Annotated in this window: 14 protein-coding genes, 3 pseudogenes and 1 riboswitch; all 17 genes and pseudogenes read left to right on the forward strand. The window is 42.9% G+C overall.

The window, feature by feature from the left end; genetic code table 11:
• The 17 genes and pseudogenes from sufD to QNH10_RS09755 all read left to right on the forward strand — a co-directional run bounded on the left by sufD (position 1) and on the right by QNH10_RS09755 (position 15,858).
• Positions 1-1,304 (forward strand): annotated as a pseudogene (gene sufD, locus QNH10_RS09680) (Fe-S cluster assembly protein SufD).
• Complete coding sequence (locus QNH10_RS09685; RefSeq protein WP_283734434.1) at positions 1,304-2,524, forward strand: cysteine desulfurase; 1,221 nt, start codon at positions 1,304-1,306, stop codon at positions 2,522-2,524. Before sufD ends, QNH10_RS09685 begins: the two are co-directional and overlap by 1 nt.
• A complete protein-coding gene (gene sufU, locus QNH10_RS09690) occupies positions 2,524-2,964 on the forward strand; it encodes a Fe-S cluster assembly sulfur transfer protein SufU (protein WP_283734435.1) in 441 nt (146 codons plus the stop codon). Before QNH10_RS09685 ends, sufU begins: the two co-directional genes overlap by 1 nt.
• 73 nt (positions 2,965-3,037) lie before the next feature.
• Complete coding sequence (sufB, locus tag QNH10_RS09695; protein WP_283734608.1) at positions 3,038-4,435, forward strand: Fe-S cluster assembly protein SufB; 1,398 nt, start codon at positions 3,038-3,040, stop codon at positions 4,433-4,435.
• Positions 4,436-4,666: 231 nt separating this feature from the next.
• Positions 4,667-5,716, forward strand: a complete 1,050-nt coding sequence (locus QNH10_RS09700) for a 2,3-butanediol dehydrogenase (protein WP_283734436.1) — start codon at positions 4,667-4,669, stop codon at positions 5,714-5,716.
• A 383-nt stretch (positions 5,717-6,099) separates the two neighbouring features.
• A pseudogene (locus QNH10_RS09705) lies at positions 6,100-6,959 on the forward strand (DUF72 domain-containing protein).
• Positions 6,960-6,961: 2 nt separating this feature from the next.
• On the forward strand, positions 6,962-7,786 hold the full coding sequence (locus QNH10_RS09710) for a sulfite exporter TauE/SafE family protein (RefSeq protein ID WP_283734437.1): 825 nt from the start codon (positions 6,962-6,964) through the stop codon (positions 7,784-7,786).
• Between the two features lie 3 nt (positions 7,787-7,789).
• Entirely contained in the window at positions 7,790-9,196 is a 1,407-nt protein-coding gene (locus tag QNH10_RS09715) for a bifunctional metallophosphatase/5'-nucleotidase (RefSeq protein ID WP_283734438.1), read from the forward strand.
• 51 nt (positions 9,197-9,247) lie between these two features.
• Positions 9,248-10,063 carry a sporulation protein YunB gene (gene yunB, locus QNH10_RS09720; protein WP_283734439.1) on the forward strand — a complete coding sequence of 272 codons (816 nt, stop codon included), beginning with the start codon at positions 9,248-9,250 and terminating at the stop codon, positions 10,061-10,063.
• A gap of 55 nt (positions 10,064-10,118) precedes the next feature.
• A riboswitch (Lysine riboswitch) is annotated at positions 10,119-10,293 on the forward strand.
• Positions 10,294-10,546: 253 nt separating this feature from the next.
• Positions 10,547-11,293: a Na+/H+ antiporter NhaC family protein gene (locus QNH10_RS20590; RefSeq protein ID WP_347178027.1), complete on the forward strand. Its 747-nt coding sequence runs from the start codon at positions 10,547-10,549 to the stop codon at positions 11,291-11,293.
• Positions 11,290-12,129, forward strand: a complete 840-nt coding sequence (locus tag QNH10_RS20595; protein ID WP_347178028.1) for a Na+/H+ antiporter NhaC family protein — start codon at positions 11,290-11,292, stop codon at positions 12,127-12,129. The genes QNH10_RS20590 and QNH10_RS20595 overlap by 4 nt, the downstream gene beginning before the upstream one ends.
• Positions 12,130-12,336: 207 nt before the next feature.
• Positions 12,337-12,630 carry a hypothetical protein gene (locus tag QNH10_RS09730; protein WP_283734440.1) on the forward strand — a complete coding sequence of 98 codons (294 nt, stop codon included), beginning with the start codon at positions 12,337-12,339 and terminating at the stop codon, positions 12,628-12,630.
• Positions 12,591-13,879 (forward strand): annotated as a pseudogene (locus QNH10_RS09735) (sodium-dependent transporter). The gene QNH10_RS09730 and the pseudogene QNH10_RS09735 overlap by 40 nt, the downstream one beginning before the upstream one ends.
• 12 nt (positions 13,880-13,891) lie before the next feature.
• Positions 13,892-13,999: a MetS family NSS transporter small subunit gene (locus QNH10_RS09740; protein WP_283734441.1), complete on the forward strand. Its 108-nt coding sequence runs from the start codon at positions 13,892-13,894 to the stop codon at positions 13,997-13,999.
• 227 nt (positions 14,000-14,226) lie between these two features.
• Positions 14,227-14,529 (forward strand): YutD family protein, encoded by a 303-nt coding sequence (locus QNH10_RS09745; RefSeq protein WP_283734442.1) that lies wholly within the window; start codon positions 14,227-14,229, stop codon positions 14,527-14,529.
• A gap of 104 nt (positions 14,530-14,633) precedes the next feature.
• Complete coding sequence (locus QNH10_RS09750) at positions 14,634-15,080, forward strand: DUF86 domain-containing protein (RefSeq protein WP_283734443.1); 447 nt, start codon at positions 14,634-14,636, stop codon at positions 15,078-15,080.
• A gap of 112 nt (positions 15,081-15,192) precedes the next feature.
• Positions 15,193-15,858 (forward strand): HAD-IIA family hydrolase, encoded by a 666-nt coding sequence (locus tag QNH10_RS09755; protein ID WP_347178053.1) that lies wholly within the window; start codon positions 15,193-15,195, stop codon positions 15,856-15,858.
• Positions 15,859-15,965 lie beyond the last annotated feature (107 nt).

Below are 15,965 nucleotides of genomic sequence, written 5' to 3' on the forward strand. Positions count from 1 at the left end.
ATGACGGTTGAAACAAAAATGGCATTGACCGAACAGGACGTCCGCTCTTTCTCCGCAAACATGAATGAAGCCGATTGGATGGCAGAATTCCGCACGAATGCGTTAGCGAAAGTGGAACAGCTTCCTATGCCAAAACCAGATAAAACAAAGATCGACAAATGGAATTTCATTGAGTTCCCTGTACATGCAGTGGAAAGTTCAACTTTCTCTTCATTATCGGAACTGCCGGATGAAGCGAAAGAACTTGTCGGTGATGACCAAAAGAACATTTATGTTCAACATAATAATACACCGGCATTCATTTCACTTTCAGATGAATTGAAAGCAAAAGGTGTTGTATTAACAGATATTTTCACGGCTACTCGCGACCACGCTGACCTATTGAAGAAATACTACATGTCGGACGGCGTTAAGGTTGATGAACATAGACTTACTGCACTACACGCAGCATTGATGAACGGCGGTGTATTCGTCTACGTTCCGAAAAATGTAGTTGTAGAAGAACCCTACAAGTTCTATTCTTGCATGACGATGCACAAGCATCACTTTTCAACCACGTTATCATCGTTGCAGATGCTAACAGCTCTGTTACATACGTGGAAAACTACCTGTCTACTGTTGACGAAGCTGTTGGACAAGCAAACATCATCGCTGAAGTATTTACGGAGGACAATGCGAAAGTCATCTATGGTGCTGTGGACGTTCTTGCTAAAGGGGTTACGACTTACGTAAACCGCCGAGGCATCACTGGGCCGAACAGCCGCATTGAATGGGCATTGGGCTTGATGAATGACAGTGATACAATTTCAGAAAACATCACTCATCTTGTCGGAAACGGTTCTTCAAGCGACTTGAAAACAGTTGTTGTAGGCCGAGGCAACCAGAAACAGAACTTCACATCTGAAATCGTCCACTGGGGACTTGATACAGATGGATTCATTCTAAAGCATGGCGTCATGAAAGAAGCAGCTTCTTCAATTTTCAATGGTATCGGCAGAATTGCTAAAGGCGCTACAAGATCGAACGCCGTTCAAGAATCTCGTATCTTGATGCTTAGTGAAAAAGCTCGCGGAGACGCGAACCCAATCCTCTTGATCGACGAGGATGATGTTACAGCAGGACACGCGGCATCAGTTGGCCGTGTAGATCCTCTTCAATTGTTCTACCTGATGAGCCGAGGAATTTCACAACAAGAAGCTGAACGCCTCGTCATCCATGGTTTCCTTGCACCAGTAGTAAGCAAATTGCCAATCGAAGGTGTTAAGAAGCAATTGACGGAGGTAATTGAAAGGAAAGTGCGCTAATGCTCAGCAAAGACATCCGCAAACATTTCCCGATACTTGACCAGGAAATCAACGGGCACCCGCTCGTTTATTTAGATAGTGCTGCGACTTCTCAGAAGCCGCAGCAAGTCATTGATGCTCTCAATGACTATTACAAATGGGATAACGCTAACGTCCATCGCGGTGTTCATACATTAGGCAACCGAGCGACAGATCATTATGAAGGGGCTCGTGAAAAGGTCCGTAAATTCATCAATGCGAAATCGACGCAGGAAATCATTTTCATGCGAGGCACAACAACTGCCCTCAATATGGTTGCCCAAAGCTATGGACGCGCGAATGTTGGCGAAGGTGACGAAATCGTCATCACACATATGGAACACCATTCCAATATCATCCCGTGGCAGCAATTGGCAAAGGAAAAAGGCGCAGTTTTGAAATATGTCGATCTTGAAGAGGACGGCACTATTTCACTTGATAAAGTGCGTGAAGCAGTCACTGATCGCACGAAAATCGTCTCAATCATGTACGTATCCAATGTGCTTGGCACAATGAATCCGATTAAGGAAATTACGGAGATTGCTCATGCGCATGGTGCAGTCATGGTTGTCGATGGTGCGCAAGCTGCACCTCATTTGAAGCTTGACGTTCAAGAATTGAATTGTGACTTCCTCGCTTTTTCCGGCCATAAAATGTGTGGGCCAACTGGAATCGGTGTCCTATATGGTAAAAAAGAGTTGTTGAATAAAATGGAGCCTGTTGAATTCGGTGGAGAAATGATCGACTTCGTAGGCCTTTACGAATCTACGTGGAAAGAACTTCCGTGGAAATTCGAAGGAGGCACTCCGATTATAGCTGGTGCTATTGGTCTCGGAGCCGCCATCGACTTTTTAGAAGAGATCGGCTTGGATCAGATTGAACGGCATGAACACGAACTTGCAGCAATTGCAATGGAAAAAATGTCGGCAATCGAAGGACTAACAATATATGGTCCTAAAGATCCCGGAGCACGTGCAGGAATCGTTACATTCAATCTTGGCAATGTCCATCCTCATGATGTGGCTACGGTTCTTGATATGAATGGAATTGCAGTTCGCGCCGGACATCATTGCGCACAGCCTTTGATGAAACGACTTGAATGTTCTGCAACGGCCCGAGCAAGCTTCTATGTTTATAACACAGAAGAAGACGTAGACCGTCTCGTAGAAGGACTCCGCATTGCAAAGGAGTATTTTGAGTAATGTCAACTAATAAATTAGATCAGCTATACCGCTCAGTCATCATGGATCATTACAAGAATCCACGGAACAAAGGTGTACTGGAAGAAAACAATGTCACAATCGACATGAATAACCCGACGTGCGGGGATGTCATCCATTTGACACTAAAAGTGGAGGATGGCATTGTACGCGATGCGAAGTTTGAAGGGGAAGGATGTTCTATTTCGATGGCATCCGCTTCGATGATGACGCAGATCGTCAAGAACAAAGACCTGGACACGGCGAAAAAGTATGCACAACTGTTTTCAAATATGATGCTCGGGAAAGAAATCGATGATTCGATGGATCTTGGCGATATCGAGGCACTTTCTGGTGTCGCTAAATTCCCTGCACGCATCAAATGTGCAACGCTCGCATGGAAGGCAATGGAAAAAGGGGTCACGGAAGAATCCGAACAATGATTCTGAAATCGATTGTCGGTTAATGCAAAGCGATTTGGCCGGGTAAGACAAATGTAAGAACGGAGGAATAATGATGGCTAAAAAAATGCCTGAAATTGGTGATTACAAATATGGTTTCCATGATAAGGACGTATCTGTTTTCCGTTCGGAACGTGGTTTGACACGTGAAATTGTTGAAGAAATCTCGAACATGAAAGAAGAGCCTCAATGGATGTTGGACTACCGTCTAAAATCCCTTGAAATCTTCTACAGCAAACCGATGCCTCAATGGGGCGGAGATTTAGGTTCATTGAACTTCGATGAGATCACATATTACGTAAAACCTTCCGAAGCGACAGAGCGTTCGTGGGATGAAGTGCCTGAAGAAATCAAGCGCACTTTTGACAAATTGGGTATTCCTGAAGCTGAGCAAAAATATCTCGCTGGTGTTTCTGCACAGTACGAATCCGAAGTTGTTTACCACAACATGAAAGAAGAACTCACAGACATGGGAATCGTCTTTAAAGATACAGACTCAGCATTACGTGAAAACGAGGAGCTGTTCAAAAAGTATTGGGGAACTGTCATTCCGAATACAGACAATAAGTTTGCTGCGTTGAACTCTGCAGTTTGGTCTGGAGGTTCATTCATCTATGTACCACCTGGCGTCAAATTGGACACACCGCTTCAAGCTTACTTCCGTATCAACTCGGAAAACATGGGTCAATTCGAACGTACGCTAATCGTTGTTGACGAAGGCGCAAGCGTTCACTATGTTGAGGGATGTACAGCACCAGTTTACACGACGAACTCCCTTCATAGTGCAGTCGTTGAAATCATCATCAAAAAAGATGCTTACTGCCGTTACACTACGATTCAAAACTGGGCAAACAACGTCTATAACCTTGTTACGAAACGTGCGGTTTGTGAAGCGAATGCTACAATGGAATGGATTGACGGTAACATCGGTTCGAAATTGACGATGAAATATCCGGCTTGTATCCTTAAAGGCGAAGGCGCACGTGGAATGACATTGTCCATCGCGCTTGCTGGTAAAGGACAACATCAGGACGCTGGTGCGAAAATGATGCACTTGGCACCGAATACTTCATCAACAATTGTTTCGAAGTCAATCTCTCAACATGGTGGTAAAGTAACATACCGTGGTATCGTTCACTTCGGCCGCCGCGCAGATGGTGCACGTGCAAACATCGAGTGTGACACGCTGATCATGGATAAATTGTCGACATCTGACACAATCCCATACAACGAAATCCTGAATGATAACATTTCACTCGAGCACGAAGCGAAAGTTTCGAAAGTATCGGAAGAGCAGCTCTTCTACTTGATGAGCCGTGGAATTCCTGAGCTTGAAGCTACTGAAATGATCGTCATGGGCTTCATCGAGCCATTCACAAAAGAATTGCCAATGGAATACGCAGTAGAGATGAACCGCCTTATCAAGTTCGAAATGGAAGGTTCTATCGGATAATAAAGAAACAATCAAACCGCCTCATTGCAGGCGGTTTTTTTATTTACATACTGTTAAAATTTCATAATAGCTTCCATAAAATAGACTACTTTCCTAAAATCATATTCTTTGTATTGTTATAGATTAATTGATATAATTATCTTGAATTAAAGATATTTTAATTCGGTTCTTCAATTTCTATTTTAGAAACATCGCAGTAGATTTTTCACCAAAAAATAGGAGGTATGAAGTATGAAAGCAGCAGTATGGTATGGCGAGAAAGATATCCGTGTGGAAGAACGTGAACTGAAACCCTTGCAAGACAATGAGGTGACAGTGCGCGTAGCATGGGCAGGTATTTGTGGTTCAGATTTACATGAATATCAAGAGGGCCCGGTGTTTATTCCGGTTAATGAACCTCATCAATTAACAGGACAACAAGCACCCCTCACAATGGGGCATGAATTTGCTGGTGTTGTCGAAAAGGTAGGGAAAGACGTAACTTCGGTCAAAGTAGGAGATCGTGTTGCTGTAAACCCAATGTACACATTTGGTAATAAACATGAAGATGTGGATGCATATGATGGCTTCCAATTTATCGGTTTAGGGTCAGACGGTGGTTTTGCTACATATGTAAACGCAGGTGAAAGCTTTATTTATAAATTGCCAGAAGGAATGACGTTGCAAGATGGTGCATTAGTTGAACCTACGGCAGTAGCTGTACAAGCAGTTAAAGAAGGTAATATGCAATTCGGGGATACAGTAGCAGTATTTGGTGCTGGCCCGATTGGATTGTTGACAATTATTGCGGCTAAAGCAGCGGGTGCAAGTAAGATCTTCGCATTCGATCTATCTGAAGACCGCTTGCAAAAAGCTAAAGAACTTGGCGCAACACATGTTTTCAATTCAGGACAAGTTGATCCTGTACAAGCTATTAAAGACGTTGTACCTGATGGCGTGGATGTGTCCTTCGAAGTTGCCGGTGTTGCACCGACATTCAAACAAGCAATCGACGCAACACGTGCTCGCGGTACAATGGTGATCGTATCGATCTTTGCTCGTCCGATTGAATGGAATCCAATGCAGTTGACGAACACGGGTGTTAAAGTGACATCAACCATTGCTTATACGCCAACTACATTTCAACAAACAGTTGACTTAATCGGTACAGGGCAGTTGAATCCACATGGCGTTATCACTTCTGAAATTGAGTTGGAAGATATCGTTGATAAAGGCTTCGAAGCTCTGACGAATGATAAAACGCAAGCAAAGATTTTAGTGAAATTAAGCGGAGAAATGTAATACTCTCCATTATGAGGCAGCCAACTTTGGCTGCCTTTTTGTTTGATCAAAGTAGTATGTCCCGCGCCCAAGAAAGCATGCCCCGCGCCCAAGAACTCGTGCCCCGCGCCTAAGAAAGCATGGCCCGCGCCCAAGAACTCGTGCCCCGCGCCCAAGAAAGCATGCCCCGCGCCTAAGAAAGCATGGCCCGCGCCCAAGAACTCGTGCCCCGCGCCCAAGAAAGCATGCCCCGCGCCCAAGAAGGCGTGCCCCGCGCTCAAGTAAACCCCCCACACGCTCAAAGCATTCCCCCTCTACAAAACCATGATGCAAAATGGCAGATTCGCGCCTAAGACATATGATATGATGAAAATATTCATCTGCGAAAGGAAAAGAGGGATTATATGATACAAGTCGGTTTAACAGGATGGGGCGACCATCCGGACGTTTACTCGCCGACCTCCAAGAAAAGTGAAAAACTGATTGATTATAGCTCCCATTTTCCAATCGTTGAGTTAGACGCATCTTTTTACGCCATTCAACCCGAGCGTAATATCCGTAAATGGATTGATGAAACTCCCGATGACTTTCAATTCATCGTAAAAGCGTATCAAGGGATGACGGGGCATCAACGGGAAGACTGCCATACGCCAATCCTGAAGAAATGTTCAAGCAGTTCAAGCTTTCCATCAATCCGATGAGGGCTTCTAAAAAGCTTGCTATGATTCTCGTACAATTTCCACCTTGGTTTGATTGCATAAGAGAAAATGTAAACCAAATCAGATACATTCGAACCCAATTGGAAGGGTACGACGTGGCAATCGAGTTCCGCCATCAATCATGGTACGTGCCATCCATGCAGGAAAAGACGCTTGACTTTCTTAAAGAGCTTAATTTCATTCATTCCGTTTGTGATGAGCCGCAATCAGGAATTGGCAGTATTCCTCTTGTTGCAGAAACAACTCGCAACGATAAAGTGCTTATCCGCCTGCATGGAAGAAATGTAAATGGCTGGCGCAACACGACAGGAGATAATGAGGCTTGGCGCAAAGTCCGGTATCTCTATAATTATTCAGATAGTGAATTGGATGAAATCCGTCAGGCAGTCAATAAATTAAAGAATGAAGCGAAGAATGTATTTGTCGTCTTCAATAATAATTCTGGTGGCCATGCAGCTGAGAACGCCAAACGTTTTCAAAAAATGATGGGCATTGATTTCCAAGCACTTACACCTAAGCAGCTTGACTTTTTTGAGGAGGAATAAGTATGGCGTATGTATTGTTGGCTATTATTGGTGCGATATCGGGCATAATGGGTTCGATTGTCGGGCTTGGGGGCGGTACGATTCTCGTTCCGTTGACATTATTAGTTGGTATTAACCTTGGTTGGATTCCAGGCATCACTCCGCAAAGCGTAGTCGGGATCTCGGTTATTATGATGATATTCAACGGCCTTTCTTCAACCCTTTCGCATATGAAAGGGAAGACGGTCGACTTCCGGACGGGATGGATCTTTTTCGCTGGTTCTATACCAGGTTTAATAATCGGGGCGTTTGTGAATAAAGGAATTAATTTGCAATCATTTAATCTATACTTCGGCATTTTGCTTATAGTCCTTTCCATCCTGTTGCTATCCCGTAAATATTTGAAACCGATCAAATGGTTTGTAGAACACGGCAAACCGATTACGTTTATCGATAAGAATGGAGATTCTCATGTGTATGGGTATCCAATCTGGTTTGCCCTAATCCTAACATTTATCATCGGTTTCGCTTCTGGCCTATTCGGCATTGGTGGAGGAACGATGATTGTACCTGCACTGATTCTATTGTTTTTATTCCCGCCACATGTTGCAGTGGGGACGTCAATGTTCATCGTATTCCTATCAGCGATCGCGAACTCCGCCACCCATATTTCCTTAGGGCATGTCCCTTGGCTCTATGCTCTTCCGGTCATACCGGGCGCTTATATCGGCGGAATGATTGGAACGAAGTTAAATAAGAAGATGAATTCAGATACATTAGTTCTCGTTTTAAGGATCATGCTATTGTTATTCGGAATAAGATCGATTATTGAAGGAATTTGGGGATAAACAATGCAAAACTCTTTGGAGACAATTCATATTTATCATACGAATGATGTCCACAGCCATTTCGATAGTTGGCCTCAAATTAGTAGATTTCTCCGGTCTGCGAGGGAAAAGCATGAAGCGGAGAATGAAGCTTATTATCTATTTGATATTGGTGACCATGTTGACCGTTCCCATCCTTTCACGGAAGGAACGATTGGCAAAGGGAATATTGCTTTATTGAACCATGCGGGATACGATGCAGTGACAATTGGTAACAATGAAGGGATTACGATGTCAAAAAAGGCATTAACCAATCTTTATGAAGGCGCGGATTTTGACGTAATCCTATGCAATTTGAAGGAAACGGATGGTTCGACTCCAAAATGGTTGGAGCCTTATCATATTTATGAAACTGAAAAAGGTATCCGAATTGGAGTTATAGGTGCTACAGCGATGTATTCGGAATTCTATCGGCGCCTTGGCTGGCAGATTGATGAGCCCAGACAATCAGTTCGGAAGATTGTACATCAAATCCAAGATGAAACGGATGTCATCATCTGCTTATCCCATTTAGGGGTATATGAGGATAGATTGTTAGCTGAAGAGTGCGAACAAATTGATATCATATTAGGGGCGCACACCCATCATTTATTTATGGAAGGCGAGCTTGTGAATGAAACGCTACTCGCGGCAACTGGAAAATTTGCGGAATATGTAGGCCATATTACAATATCCTTGGACGAATCTAAATGCGTCATTGGAAAAAAGGCAGAAGTCATTCATGTCAATAAGATGGAGCGACGACAAGAGGATATAAAAGACGTCAATGCGTTGATCAATGCTGGAAACGAGGCGATGGAGGAAAAGGTGTTTTACAATGCCGAACCTCTAAAACAGCAGTTACTCAAAGCAAGCTCCCTTTCATCATTTTTTGGCAGAGCAATGATTGAATATACGGATGCGGATTGCGCCATGTTCAATGCGGGTATTTTTTTAAGTAGCCTTGAAAAGGGATGGGTGACGAAGCGCAAGTTGCATTCAATGCTACCCCATCCGATCAATCCGTGTGTAATCACACTTGACGGAAGTGAAGTACTTGAGATTTACAACCTTGCCCAAAACGCAGATTGGCCAAAGATGGAAATTAAGGGCCTTGGTTTCCGAGGTACTCTTATGGGGAAGATGATTTTTGAAAGATTATACAAAAACAACGAAGGTGAACTCTTTGCTGGCAATAGGCAAGTAGTCTCCGGCGAAACATACAAGCTTGCAACCCTTGATATGTTCACGTTTGGTTTCTTCTTTCCGTCATTGCAACAAGCAGAAAAGGAATATTATATGCCAGAGTTGATCCGAGATCTTGTAAGCTGGTATGGAAAGCAGAAAGCGTCAGATAAATTGAGCATGACGGACCATCAAAATGAATCTTAGTCAAGCATGAACGGCCCCTAAACTGCATAATATCATGTAGGAGGGGTCGTTTTGAGATTTTATGGGCAAGCGCCTCACAAATACTATAGGAGAAATCGTCACCGAACTCCACAACATCGTGGTGGTCCACGGCGGAAACGCAGATGGTTTCCGATTATTTTGCCGGCAATTGTACTCACTATCGTCCTCTTTGTTTACTACGTCAATTCAAAGCTCACTCCGATTTATACTTTATATGCGGAAACTCAAACTGAAAGAATAGCTGCACATGTCATAACACAGGCTATCAAATCACGTTCAACAGTTATCTATGATACGAATGAAATCATACAAAATGTTCCAACTGAATCTTCTGGAATGGTGACGAATACATTGAATACCGAAATCATCAGAAGAACAATGGCCGAAATACAAGGGTTAATCGAGTCCCATTTAGAAATGGCGGAAAACGGAAATTTGGAAATGCTGCCACTCAGTGAAGATATCGAATACGACCCCGATAAGATGGAGAAAGATGGTGGAGTAGTATTCTTTGTTCCGTTAGGTCAGGCATTGGATATGCCAATGCTTGGAAACTTCGGACCAAAAATTCCGATCAAGTTTCATGTCATTGGAGAGGTTCAGACAGATGTAGAGACATTAGTTACAGAATTTGGCATTAATAACGCAATCGTCGAAGTGAATGTATTAGTAACGGTAAATGTCCAAATCATAGTCCCATTGGCTACTCAAAGAACTGTAGTGCAGCAAAGGATTCCAGTGGCAATCGGATTGCTTCAAAGTCCTATCCCGCAAATCTATAACGGTGGAAGCGGAAATCCCCCACAAATAGAGATTCCTTTCCCAGGTAAGGGAGGAGGCCAATAAAAAGTCCTTGAAAAGATCTCGTCAAGCTGTTAAGCTTGTAAAACAAGAGGAACACCGATTGGGTAGAGGCTGCAAGACTTATTAGTAACGGACGTTAGATTGGCATCAATGACCGCCCGTGAAAGGAAGTTTTGCCGAAGTAGAAACTGGATTGCCGATCCACTTCTGCTGGGTCATTTCGAATAGGAATGGCACTGTCATGCGAAATTGCATGATGAGCTACAGATCGTACGTTAGATAAAACATCTTAGATTATCTTTCAAACGAATCGTAGAATAAGCCGGCGCCTTTCACACTTTCAAAGTGTATATAGGCTGTCGGTTTTTTTTACTTTAGCTGGGGCGCTAACTACAAAAGTCATAAATTGGTTATGCTATACGGCATAGAGCGCCGTTAAACAGTTTCACCATAGACTTACGTGTGCGCCCTTCGCTTTTGCTCGTTACCTTGTTCTTCAATTCAAAAAAATTGGAGGAAGTTAGTATGATAGGCACTTGGGTTTCAATTTTACCGCCACTCGTGGCAATTATTATGGTATTGGTTACAAAAAGGGTTCTTATATCACTTGGGTCGGGAATTTTGACGGCAGCATTATTAGTAGCAAGTTTTACACCGATTGAGACGTTAAAAAATCTTTGGACAGCCATGATTGTTTCATTTTGGGCAGATGGTGAATTGAATACCTATAATATTTATATAATGGTATTCATTCTGCTACTTGGGATCATTACAGCACTTGTCAGTTTGTCTGGAGGAAGCAGGGCGTTCGCTGAATGGGCAACACGCCGCATTAAAACGCGACGAGGCGCAAAGCTTCTGACAGTGTTCTTAGGTATACTAATTTTTGTCGATGATTATTTTAATGCATTGGCTGTTGGCCAAATTGCACGTCCAATCACGGACCAGCATCGCATTTCACGAGCGAAGTTAGCATACTTCATCGATTCAACATCCGCTCCAATTTGCGTGATATCACCTATTTCAAGTTGGGGAGCATTCCTGATTGGCCAACTCGCTTTAATTTTTAGTACGACTGCGGCAGTTAGCTATTCGCCTTTATCTGCATTTTTAATGATGGCACCGATGAATTTCTATGTAGTTGCAACATTGGCCATGGTATTTTTCTTCGCTTGGTCGAACATTGATTTCTTTGAGATGAAAAAGCATGAAACGATTGCACAGGAATCAGGTCAATTATTTGATCCGAAAAAGAGATTCCAGGTCAGTTGAAAGAGGATTTCCCGGTTCACTCATACGGAAGTGTTGTGGATTTGATTGCTCCAATTATTACACTTGTTGTCGTGACTTTAGGCATGATGATTTGGACTGGCTTCCGTATTGGCGGTTCCATGAGCGTTTGGACGATTTTCGAAAATACAGATGTTCCGTTGTCATTAATGACAGGCGGTATTACCGCATCTGTTTTAGCAGCAATTCTTTATTTGTCCCAAATGGGGAAAAATGAGACGGCTTCTTATGGATTGCTTGGCAAGGCATTTGTCAGCGGTATGAAAGCGATGATGCCAGCCATTCTCATTTTAATATTTGCTTGGGCATTAACTCATTTGATTGGAATTCTCGAAACAGGACTCTTTTTATCAAATGCCGTTGAACAGTCGAATGTACCAGTACATTTTCTACCAGTAATTATGTTTGTTTTAGCAGGTTTAATGGCTTTTTCGACAGGAACATCATGGGGCTCATTCGGTATCCTTTTACCGATTGCAGGAACGATTATGATCAATGCCGAGCCTGAGTTACTTCTTCCTGCATTGTCGGCTGTCCTTGCGGGTTCTGTATTCGGCGATCATTGTTCACCGATTTCAGATACGACAATTTTATCATCGACCGGAGCGGGTTCAAATCATATAGATCATGTTTCCACTCAGCTTCCATATGCACTGATTGCTGCAGGGATTTCTATAATCGGTTATTTCATCCTTGGACTTACAGGATCGGTTTGGATCGGATTAGGTACTGTTATTATCGTAACAGCCGCGTTATTCATTTTTTGGGCATCAAAACGTGGTAAATCAGACGTGAACATGACTTCTTTAACAAAGTAAAAAACAGGTGAAGGATTTTTTCCTTCACCTGTTTTTTTTGTATTCTCCAAACAAGTATAAAGCGAGTTTAACAAACATAATTTATATTACTGATTATTATAACTATTAGGATATCGCTCTAGTTCTGAGCGGTTATACTGATTTATAAGATTATAATAGTCTGAAAGTGGTAAAGATTCATAGAATACATGTGAAGGGGGATTTGTTATGGGACAGCGTTCGCAGTGGGGTACAAGGGCCGGGTTCGTGATGGCTGCGGTTGGTTCGGCTGTTGGTTTGGGAAACATCTGGCGTTTTCCTTATGTTGCGTATGAAAACGGTGGCGGGGCATTTTTCATTCCGTATTTATTTGCACTTTTAACTGCCGGTATCCCGATCTTAATCTTGGAATTCACGATAGGTCACAAGTATCGTGGTTCGGCACCTCTATCATTTTTCCGGATGAAAGGAAAAGGTGCTGAATGGTTGGGCTGGCTGGGGGGATTTTCGTATCATTCGTAATTTCTACGTACTATGCAGTTATCATCGCTTGGGCCGTCAAGTACACGGTTTACTCCTTCAATTTGGCGTGGGGTGATGATACAGGAGGATTCCTGTTTGGAACAGTATTGAATTTAGCCGATAATCCAGGAGATGTCGGTGGGCTCGTCCCAGGTGTACTCATTCCGTTAGTCCTTGTTTGGGCGATTGCGTTTATCATTCTTTTAGCAGGGGTAAAACGAGGAATTGAATTGGCGAATAGAATTTTCATCCCTTTGCTTGTCATTGTATTCCTGCTTGTTGTTATACGTGCTGTAACACTTGAAGGTGCGGCGCTTGGGTTGGATGCCTTCTTTAAACCGGATTTAAGCAAGTTGGCGGATTCCACGGTCTGGGTAGCAGCATATGGGCATATTTTCTTCAGTCTATCGATCGCGTTTGCTATTATGATCACGTATTCGAGCTATCTACCAAAAAAATCGGATATTACGAACAACGCTTTCATAACTGGTTTTGCAAACTCAGGATTTGAGTTATTGGCTGGTATTGGAATTTTTGCAGCGCTTGGATTCATGGCGACACAAGCAGGTGAAGCTGTTTCGGATGTTGCTTCGGCTGGTGTCGGTTTGGCATTCGTTGTGTTCCCGCAAATCATTAATGAAATGCCAGGAATGAATGGTATATTCGGGGCCTTGTTCTTCCTATCCCTTGTTCTCGCAGGGCTTACATCGCTCATTTCAATCTGTGAGACATATATCGCAGGGTTATCAGAGAAATTCAATATCTCCAGAACAAAATCAGTTTTATTTGGAGTCGGGCTTGCTGCTGTCATCTCTTTGCTTTTCGCAACGCGGGAGGATTGTACTTCTTAGACGTAGCTGACTACTTCATCAACCAATTCGGGGTAGCTGCAATCGGCTTAGTAGAAGTAGTCCTTATCGTATGGGTCTTCAAGAAGCTTGATGTATTTGGAGAGCATGCAAATGAGATCTCCGATATACAAGTTGGAACACTTTGGAAAGTGTGCTTGAGGTTCATCACACCTGCTGTTCTTGGTTATATGATGTTCGACCTTTTACGCATCAACCTTTTCAAACAGCATAAAGATGCGGCAGGGAACGTAATTGGAAACTACGAAGGGTATTCAGATGCCTTCATCATGTCAACGGGTTGGATGGTCGCCCTATTCGCAATCGTTATGGCCGTCATCTTCACTGCACTGAAATGGAATAAAAAAACATCGGATTCAACAGACTATGACAATCGATAAGGAGGATTCAATATGAGCGGTGGAGCGATATTCATGATGGTAGTAGGAATCCTCATCATTTGGGGAGGATTAGCGGGAAGCATATTTTGGGCAGTGTCCAAATCAAGAAGCAGAGCCTAACGTTAGAGAACCGTTAATTTAATTCCTTAGAAAAGCGACCTTAAATGGTTGCTTTTCTTTTGGGTTTTTTTAGACAGGGCTGACTGAACTAGGCGAATCAATAGTTGTTGGAAGTCAGAATATATGATACATTGGCAGAAGCGATTGTTTTGATTTTAAGAATGAATGAGCTTACTTTCCTGCATATAGATTAGTTATCTGTAAAAGTTGAAATGGCGGTGATGTTGATGATAACAATCAATGAATATGAATATGAAATGGTGAAGGAATACCGTGACGGTTTCAATGAAGAAGCCTTAATTGCTAGGTATAGTGACGTGTTGTCAAAATACGATTATATTTTAGGTGACTGGGGATATGGTCAACTTCGGTTGAAAGGTTTTTTTGAGGATCGTAATTCAAAAGCGACATATGAAACGAAAATAAGTACATTGCAAGATTATATTTATGAATACTGTAATTTCGGATGTGCCTATTTTGTCTTACGGAAAGTGGGCAAGGTGAAAAATCAGCCCTCTGAACAGGAATAGGAAATCGAGCCGCCAAGTGTACACAATCGTGTATACTTGGCGGTTCATTTGTATGCACATTATGATATGATGGATTGGTAGTTTAGAATCGGGAGGGAACGAATTTGTACTTTATCGATCGCAATAAAATCAACGAAGCATTATCATACATGGAAAGCCTTTTGGAGTTATTTGAAGGGCATCAAAAATGGAATACTGACAAAGTCTATGAATTGGCTCTCCAACGCATTGCCCATACAGTGGTTGAGTCGATCATTGATGTCGGAAACTCAATGATTGACGGATTCATCATGCGGGATCCTGGTAGCTACGATGATATTATCGATATTATGGAAGACGAGAAAGTCATTACAGCTGAAATGTCCGAGCCGCTTAAAAAGGTTCTTGGACTTAGAACGATGATTGTACGTGAGTTTGTTGAAGTTGACAATGAAGAAGTTGAGACGGTATTGAATGAAACAAAAGAAGCCATTAGAGCATTCCCAGAAAAGGTCCGTTATTACTTGGAGAATGAACTCGGCCCGGTTTCAGCGTTCAGCCCTACGGAGTAATGACAAAGGATCGATATAAGGCGATTTGCCTTGACCTTGATGGAACGGTATATAGGGGAACGAAGTAATACCAGAGACATTAGACTTTATTCATGACCTTCAAAGTAGAGGGATTGAACCTTTCTATGTTACGAATAATTCCTCCGCAACACCAAAGCAGTTCCAAATGAAACTGCTTCAACTTGGCATTGAAACGGGAACTGATTCAATAATGACATCTGCAATCGCAGCGGCGAAATATTGCAAGGTACATTTTGACGGGGCATCCGTAATGATGATCGGTGAAGAGGGGCTTCAGGCTGCACTAATGGCGGAAGGGTTTAAACTGACAACGGAAAGTCCGGACGTTGTAGTCGTCGGTATCGACCGTGGAATCACCTACGAAAAATTGGCGGAGGCCAGTTTGGCACTACGCGCTGGCGCAGAATTTATCGCAACGAATGGGGATAAAGCATTCCCGACGGAAAAAGGACTTGTCCCGGGGAATGGTTCTTTTGTTAAACTTCTTGAAACGACGACAGATAAAGTAGCTACATATGTAGGAAAGCCAGAACCGCATTTGCTTCATTTCATCCAACAAAAGGGCTTTCGAAAAGAAGAAATAATCATGATCGGTGATAATTACGGCACAGACATCCAAGCAGGCATTCGTTTCGGAATCGACACAGCCCATGTTGAGGGTGGAGTGACAAGCGCTGATGTGGTGAAGGAACAAGCCCAGCAACCGACTTACCTATTTAAGAATTTAAGTGACTGGAATAGAAGATATTCGCTATAAATTGCAAACGGGTTGGTTCACCGCACGCCCTCCGGAAAGCGTCCGGCTGGAACGCAAATCAACGGTTTTAAACTGTTCATTTTGTAATTTGAAAAGGCTGTCACAGA

Source organism: Sporosarcina thermotolerans (assembly GCF_030067815.1).
GTDB classification, from domain to species: Bacteria; Bacillota; Bacilli; order Bacillales_A; family Planococcaceae; genus Sporosarcina; species Sporosarcina thermotolerans.

Coding starts and splice junctions, on each gene's coding strand:
- QNH10_RS09685 (WP_283734434.1), top strand. CDS start 1,304: ATGCTCAGCAAAGACATCCGCAAACATTTCCCGATACTTGACCAGGAA.
- sufU (WP_283734435.1), top strand. CDS start 2,524: ATGTCAACTAATAAATTAGATCAGCTATACCGCTCAGTCATCATGGAT.
- sufB (WP_283734608.1), top strand. CDS start 3,038: ATGGCTAAAAAAATGCCTGAAATTGGTGATTACAAATATGGTTTCCAT.
- QNH10_RS09700 (WP_283734436.1), top strand. CDS start 4,667: ATGAAAGCAGCAGTATGGTATGGCGAGAAAGATATCCGTGTGGAAGAA.
- QNH10_RS09710 (WP_283734437.1), top strand. CDS start 6,962: ATGGCGTATGTATTGTTGGCTATTATTGGTGCGATATCGGGCATAATG.
- QNH10_RS09715 (WP_283734438.1), top strand. CDS start 7,790: ATGCAAAACTCTTTGGAGACAATTCATATTTATCATACGAATGATGTC.
- QNH10_RS20590 (WP_347178027.1), top strand. CDS start 10,547: ATGATAGGCACTTGGGTTTCAATTTTACCGCCACTCGTGGCAATTATT.
- QNH10_RS09730 (WP_283734440.1), top strand. CDS start 12,337: ATGGGACAGCGTTCGCAGTGGGGTACAAGGGCCGGGTTCGTGATGGCT.
- QNH10_RS09740 (WP_283734441.1), top strand. CDS start 13,892: ATGAGCGGTGGAGCGATATTCATGATGGTAGTAGGAATCCTCATCATT.
- QNH10_RS09745 (WP_283734442.1), top strand. CDS start 14,227: ATGATAACAATCAATGAATATGAATATGAAATGGTGAAGGAATACCGT.